Annotated in this window: 1 protein-coding gene and 1 pseudogene; both read left to right on the forward strand. The window is 60.4% G+C overall.

Features of this window, described 5'->3' with window-relative positions:
- Nucleotides 1–85: 85 nt before the first annotated feature.
- Complete coding sequence (locus tag NKI10_RS30805; RefSeq protein WP_023806358.1) at nt 86–877, forward strand: calcium-binding protein; 792 nt, start codon at nt 86–88, stop codon at nt 875–877.
- A gap of 440 nt (nt 878–1,317) precedes the next feature.
- Nucleotides 1,318–1,859: pseudogene (locus NKI10_RS30810) on the forward strand (type I secretion system permease/ATPase); the annotation flags it as partial.

The following is a 1,859-nucleotide window of genomic DNA, read 5'->3' on the forward strand; positions in this document are numbered from 1 at the left end:
TGCCTATCCAAGCAATCGATTTCTCCAATTGTCCGATGACGAATATGAACGACTCAGGCAGGGACATCATTAGGAGTATTTTTCGATGGCAAACATTATCGAGGGTGGCGCGGGTGCCGAAACACTCATCGGCACCGAGCGTGAAGATTGGATGGAGGGTTTCCAGGGCGGTGACTGGATTGACGGTCGTGGCGGCAACGACGAGATCTCGGGTGGCCCGGGCAGTGACCGAGCCATCGGCGGCGAGGGTAACGACCGCATCTTCGGCGGAGATGGCTGGGACGATCTCTCCGGCGACAACGGCCGCTTCAACGCGCGCGTCTCCGGTGAGGACAATGACAGGCTCAGCGGCGGTCCCGGCCAGGATGTCCTCTACGTGGGTGACGGCCAGGACACGTTGACCGGGGGCACCGACAGTGACACGTTCGTGTTCCAGTTCCACAATCCGGTGCCTGGGGTTGTCGGGTCGACGTCGGACATTACCACTATCACCGATTTCAACCCGGCGGAGGACAAGTTCGCCTTCGATGCGGTAGGCCTCTACAACGACGGTTTTGGCGCGAACTTCGTCAACAACGCCAGCATACAGTCCGGCTACCCGGTGAGCAGCTTCTACAGCGGTGCGGCCTCGGGTGCGAACGGCGAACACGTCGTGGTGATCACTGGCGAATCTTTCAACTCTGCTAATGAGGCGGCGAGTGCGATCTCCGGCGAGCACGCCGGCGACATCATTGTCTACCAAAGCAGCTACACCGACAGACTCGCAACTCTGGCCTATGTCACCGCCGACGGCAGCGCGCACGAGTTCGCCCACCTGGGCGGTGTAGTCACCGTGGCCGACCTAGGCCTGACCGCGTCGGACTTCACCTTCGTTTGATCCAGAAACCCATACGGAACCGCGCCCGCCCCGCCCCCTGGGCGGGCGCTTTCCCGTTCCGCTACTTGCCTGGGCCGGGGCGCCCGGGAGCAGTCGCAGCGTGGATAGCTTGACCAAGCCCTGCGCGTCGCGCTGGTCGTGCACCGAAATCTCCTGAAGGTGTGGAGGCGGATTCGCCTGTTCGGGCCCTTGCGGCCGACCACGATGAATCCCTTCCAAACCTTCAGCCGGACGGTGTTGTTGACCCGCTCCATTAAATGCCGGGACCAAACATATTCGGCGGGAGCACTGATCCTGAACCAGCGAGCGGATGCAGTCGGTTGCCGGTCGGGGAGCAATATAGGGAGCCGGGTCGCCAGCCTCCGGAGACTTACGTGACAACCATTCCAAAGGATTCAGCTTTGAGACCCTTCCCTCTGACATCCGCGATTTGGGGCATTATGTTGATCAGCGGCGTGGTCAACGTGCTTGCGCTGATCTCGCCGCTGTTCATGCTTCAGGTCTATGACCGCGTTCTGGCAAGTGGCAGCGTATCCACGCTAGTGGGGCTCGTCGTGCTTGCTGCGGGGCTTTATGCGTTCCAATGCCTGCTCGACATTTTGCGCGCCCGCGTGCTGCTGCGGATTGGCGAGCGTTTCGATGGTCAGTTTTCCGGACGCGTTCACGATGCGATCGTTCGCCTTCCGCTTTCAACGCGCATGCCGGGCGACGGCTTGCAGCCGCTTCGCGATCTCGACAATGTTCGCGGCTTCTTAGGTGGAAACGGTCCGACAGCGTTCTTCGATCTGCCATGGATGCTGTTTTATCTCGGCATTTGCTTCCTCCTTCATTTCTGGATCGGCATGACGGCACTTATCGGGGCGGTCGGTCTCACATCTCTGACACTCCTTGCCAACACTCTCTCGCAAGGGCCGATAAGCGATACCGTTGCCCACAACATGGCACGCAATGGTCTGCTGCAAGCAGCGCGTTGCAATGCCGA

Source organism: Mesorhizobium sp. M0802 (genome assembly GCF_040320115.1).
Taxonomy (GTDB): domain Bacteria; phylum Pseudomonadota; class Alphaproteobacteria; order Rhizobiales; family Rhizobiaceae; genus Mesorhizobium.

What these genes read in the sequence shown, in the direction of transcription:
- NKI10_RS30805 (WP_023806358.1), top strand. Translation starts at nt 86, where the DNA reads ATGGCAAACATTATCGAGGGTGGCGCGGGTGCCGAAACACTCATCGGC.